4 protein-coding genes and 2 pseudogenes are annotated in these 4,010 nt (G+C 47.9%); 3 read left to right on the forward strand and 3 right to left on the reverse strand.

Annotation, left to right across the window (positions count from 1 at the left end; all coding sequences use genetic code 11):
- Positions 1 to 122: 122 nt before the first annotated feature.
- Positions 123 to 494: pseudogene (locus tag PV433_RS16050) on the reverse strand (ABC transporter ATP-binding protein); the annotation flags it as partial.
- 249 nt (positions 495 to 743) lie between these two features.
- Between PV433_RS16050 and PV433_RS16055 the strand changes: the two are divergent.
- From PV433_RS16055 to PV433_RS16065, 3 genes are read left to right on the forward strand one after another with little or no spacing between them, the layout of a single operon-like run.
- Positions 744 to 1,112 (forward strand): GntR family transcriptional regulator, encoded by a 369-nt coding sequence (locus tag PV433_RS16055; RefSeq protein WP_332073087.1) that lies wholly within the window; start codon positions 744 to 746, stop codon positions 1,110 to 1,112.
- Positions 1,113 to 1,119: 7 nt separating this feature from the next.
- Entirely contained in the window at positions 1,120 to 1,989 is an 870-nt protein-coding gene (locus PV433_RS16060) for an ABC transporter ATP-binding protein (protein ID WP_332073088.1), read from the forward strand.
- A gap of 1 nt (position 1,990) precedes the next feature.
- Positions 1,991 to 2,671, forward strand: coding sequence for a hypothetical protein (locus PV433_RS16065; RefSeq protein WP_332073089.1), 681 nt, complete (start codon positions 1,991 to 1,993; stop codon positions 2,669 to 2,671).
- A 232-nt stretch (positions 2,672 to 2,903) separates the two neighbouring features.
- Here the strand turns inward: PV433_RS16065 and PV433_RS16070 are convergent.
- Together PV433_RS16070 and PV433_RS16080 are read right to left on the reverse strand one after the other, a co-directional pair.
- A pseudogene (locus tag PV433_RS16070) lies at positions 2,904 to 3,633 on the reverse strand (YwiC-like family protein).
- A 28-nt stretch (positions 3,634 to 3,661) separates the two neighbouring features.
- Positions 3,662 to 3,877 (reverse strand): hypothetical protein, encoded by a 216-nt coding sequence (locus PV433_RS16080; protein ID WP_332073092.1) that lies wholly within the window; start codon positions 3,875 to 3,877, stop codon positions 3,662 to 3,664.
- Between the last annotated feature and the right edge of the window lie 133 nt (positions 3,878 to 4,010).

A 4,010-nucleotide genomic window follows, 5' to 3' on the forward strand; every position in this document is an offset into this window, starting at 1 on the left:
CTTTTCTTCCTTGAGAATTTCCAGGACAATGCGCGCCTTTTCTTCGGGTGTAAACTTGCGTCTGCTGGTCGACATACAACTAAGAAACTCCTTTTTTGCTGTCTAGTTTCTATGTAGCATTATAAAATATCTTGAGCATCCAGATGGTTTTTACATACTTCAGCGGCAAATTCGACGTTTTCCAATGCGTTTAAATTCGGAATCAAATTGTAAAATTGAAACACAAAACCGATCTTCTCGCCGCGATACCTGGTTAATTGTTTTTCGTTGAGCCTTGTTATTTCTTGTCCGCCGACAAACACTTGGCCTGAGGTAGCCGTATCCATACCGCCAAGGATATTCAAAATCGTACTCTTGCCGGCACCGCTGGCGCCCAAAATAACGACGAATTCTCCCTCTGCTATCGAAAAATCAACACCGGCAAGCGCTTGAATGGGCACTTCTCCTATTTTGTATTCTTTCGTTACTTGCTTGAATTCGATTAACTCTCTCACTTGTACCCTCTCCCCGAATCGCAATGATCGAACCTTTTCCTAATGATCAACTTTCGTAAGTTCCCGTTTTGCCTAGCATTTCTCTTCTTGGCATGTTAGTATGTTACTCATGTAGCACACTATAATTCATGCTCCAACAACTGTCAATAACCGATCATACGTTCGATGAACGACCGGTATTGACAATTGATTGCCTATCCATTATGGTATGTTGGATCGATAACATACCGATATACTGAAGGTGGGGCAATGAACATCACTTTCGACGATAAGCAGCCGATTTTTCAGCAGGTAGCCTACATCATTGAGGACGATATTTTGAACGGCACTTTCCGTGTGGACGAGCAAATTCTTTCTGTGGCTCAGTTTTCTCAACTGTTTCATATTAATCCGGCGACTGTCGTGAAGGGGATCGGCCTGCTCGTCAATGAAGGTATTCTGTACAAAAAAAGAGGGCTTGGCATGTATGTCGCGATAGATGCAAAACAGAAGATTCAGATGAAGCGAAGAGATCGCTTCTACAAGGAATTGTTGTCCAATCTGCTGAATGAGGCCGACAAAATCGGGCTGACAACCGAAGATATCATTAACATGATCAAACAGTTGAGGAAGGAATGAACGAACCGTGAGCATAGTATTGACTTGCGACAAGGTAAACAAATCATACGGTCGAACTTATGCTTTGCGGAACCTGAATCTGCAGTTGGAGGAAAACGTCATTTACGGCTTGCTCGGGCGAAACGGCGCTGGCAAATCGACGCTGCTTAACCTGATCGCAGGGGGAATCTCCCCGAACAGCGGCTCCATCGAGGTACGAGGAACAAAGCTGGGCAAAGGAGAACTTCCGAACGATTTTTGTTTCGTACGTGAGAAAGCCAAACATTTCGGAGGAGCGCGGGTTATCGAGGTTTTGCAGTTTGCTGCGAGTTTTCATCCGAACTGGGACTGGACGTTCGCTCATGAGTTGATCCAAACGTTTCGGCTCGATCCGCACAAAAAACTCAGACAGCTATCCCGAGGCATGGAATCGCTCGTAGGAAACATCATCGGTTTGGCCAGCCGGGCGCCGCTGACGTTATACGACGAGCCGGTGCTCGGCCTCGATGTCCTGATGCGGGAACGGTTTTACAAGGCGCTTCTGGAGGATTACGCCCACCACCCTCGCACGATTTTACTGTCTACGCATCTGATCGACGAAATCGCCACGGTCGCCGAAAAGGTGTACATCATCGAAGCGGGCTCCCTCCTGCTTCATGATGAGATCGATCGCATACGTACGGCCGCTCATCTGATCCGGGGACATGCGGAAGCGGTGGCTTCGTTCACAGCCGGAAAACGGGTCTTACATACGGAACCCTACGGCCGCGGGACTCTTGCCGCTATTTACGAAACGTTAGACGATGTGGACATACAGCAGGCGCGCGAGCTGGACATTTCGATTGAGAATTTGTCACTTCAAAAGTTTTTCTCGTATTTGATCGAAGGAGGTCATTAAATTGGGCGCATGGGCCGTTCATTTTAAGGCAACCTATTTGCAAATGAGGATTTACATCTGGGGCGTCATTATTCTTATCCTTCTTGGAAGGCTGGCGGAATTCATTGTTAGCCGCTTTACAGACAGCCAAAGCAACATCCTTTCGGACGGCAACATCCTGATTCTCATCTTGCTCCTGACCGCTATTGTACTGCCGCTCCGTTATTACAAACGCATCGTGCATTTGGGCGCAAGCCGAGAGCGATATTTTATGGCCCTTCAATTCGTCTTTGCCGTCTGGGCGGCAGCCATCGCTTTGTTCAATTGTTTATGGTATGAGCTTGAAGTGGGCGTGCTCCGGAATTACACGAATACTATTGATCTGATTGAAGTCTTCCATTGGGTTGATTTCGGCTTCGCAGGTTCATTTGTGTACCAAGCCGCCTTTTATTTAATGGTAATGGCGCTATTAAGCATGCTGGTCTCCGGTTATTACCACCCTGTCGGTTGGTTGCTGTGGGTGATACTCCTCACGGCAATCCCGGTCGGAACGGCGATTCCTTCGCTGCGCGTTCATGTCGGTCATTTTTTCGAAGCCCTGTTATTCAACGGCTCGCTGCTGATTGGTGCCGGATATAACCTGCTGCTTTATTTCGTCTTCGTGGCCGGCGGCTGGTTGTTTACGCGGGGAAGAACGCACTAATAAATTCGTTAATAAGCATCCAAATCCGGACACCAAAAGAAAAGGCACAAACATTCACCCCTGCGCTCTTGTGAATGTTTGTGCCTTTTATCCGGTGGAGCACCGAACAAAGGTCTGCTGCGAGGTATCATTCTAAACGAAGCCTTTTCTACGACGAATGCCCCTATGTAAGAGGTTGCTTTTTGAGGGTTCAAAATGTCGTAGTTTGCTTTATTGCTTTAGCAAACTTTGATCAGTTGAGGAATACAACGGAAAAGACCAAAAACAGCACTACGCCAATAATTTCGATCATTCCCACCTTCATTGGCCGCATCGCCTTTCCCGCGTAGACGAATGCCCGGATCGAGGCGAACAGATACGCTATGGCCATAAGCGGATAGCCGACCGCCAAGGGTACGAGTAGCACCAGCCCGTGGTAGATCTTGGCATACATCAACCACCGTTTGCTTGTCCTTTCGCGAAATACGGTCTTCACGAACAAAGCGCTTCCGGTAAAGTACAAAAAGCTGAACAGTACGACAACCGCCATAGTCTTGTCCCACTGCCCACCACCGAACAAATAAGCTGCTGCCCCGCCGAGGGAGAAAATCAGTATCGCGCACAGGTCGTTTAGGATCTCTCTCTCCGCTCTGATCTTGGAATGCCATATATTGACGAGCAGCAGCAGGACGAGCGGAATGCCGAAGTACAGCAGCTGCGGGCAATACAGGATGGATGGAATCAAGCACAACAAGGCGGCTAAAGCATACCCGGTTCCCCACTGCATCCAAACCTTTCGGTTGGAGCTTCTCTTGACAGCCTGAAGAAACGGATAGGACGACAAATTAAAGAAACAGCCAAGCCAGAAAAAGGACAACATGCATGCCCTTCGGCGTTCCAGACATCACTCCCATGATATACGGAACGCTGACCATCGCCCAGCCTCCATGCTCGTGAGGAATAACAATCTTCCGGTCTTTCATGGAAACCTCGCTCCTTCAATGAATTCGACTAAGAAAATCTGGATAGTCGGCAGCTTTCCAATTCATCCGCCAGCACGTTGTCTATAATCTCGTTTGCAGCCAAGCGGCTAACAACAGGGGCTAGTGTAATAGCTGAATGCATGACTGCCAGGTAAAGACCCTCGATTTGATCATGACATCCAATAATAGGGTAACCGTCTTCGGGCATAGGCCGCATTCCTACCTTGATACTTTCCAGCTCCAAATACTCCCCTCCCACTATAAAGTAATGTTTTCTCCTGTTTTCTCGCTCATTCTTAGTTTTTCAACTTTGACAACCTATGTCCGCTGGAGGAAGATTGAAAGAGATGTAAATATTTCTGCATGGGCTGTGGCGG

Origin of the sequence: Paenibacillus sp. GYB004 (assembly GCF_036577605.1) — a bacterium.
Classification (GTDB): domain Bacteria; phylum Bacillota; class Bacilli; order Paenibacillales; family NBRC-103111; genus Paenibacillus_AB; species Paenibacillus_AB oceani.

Bases quoted from the DNA above. Each gene is read 5' to 3' on its own strand.
- PV433_RS16055 (WP_332073087.1), top strand. From the start codon at position 744: ATGAACATCACTTTCGACGATAAGCAGCCGATTTTTCAGCAGGTAGCC.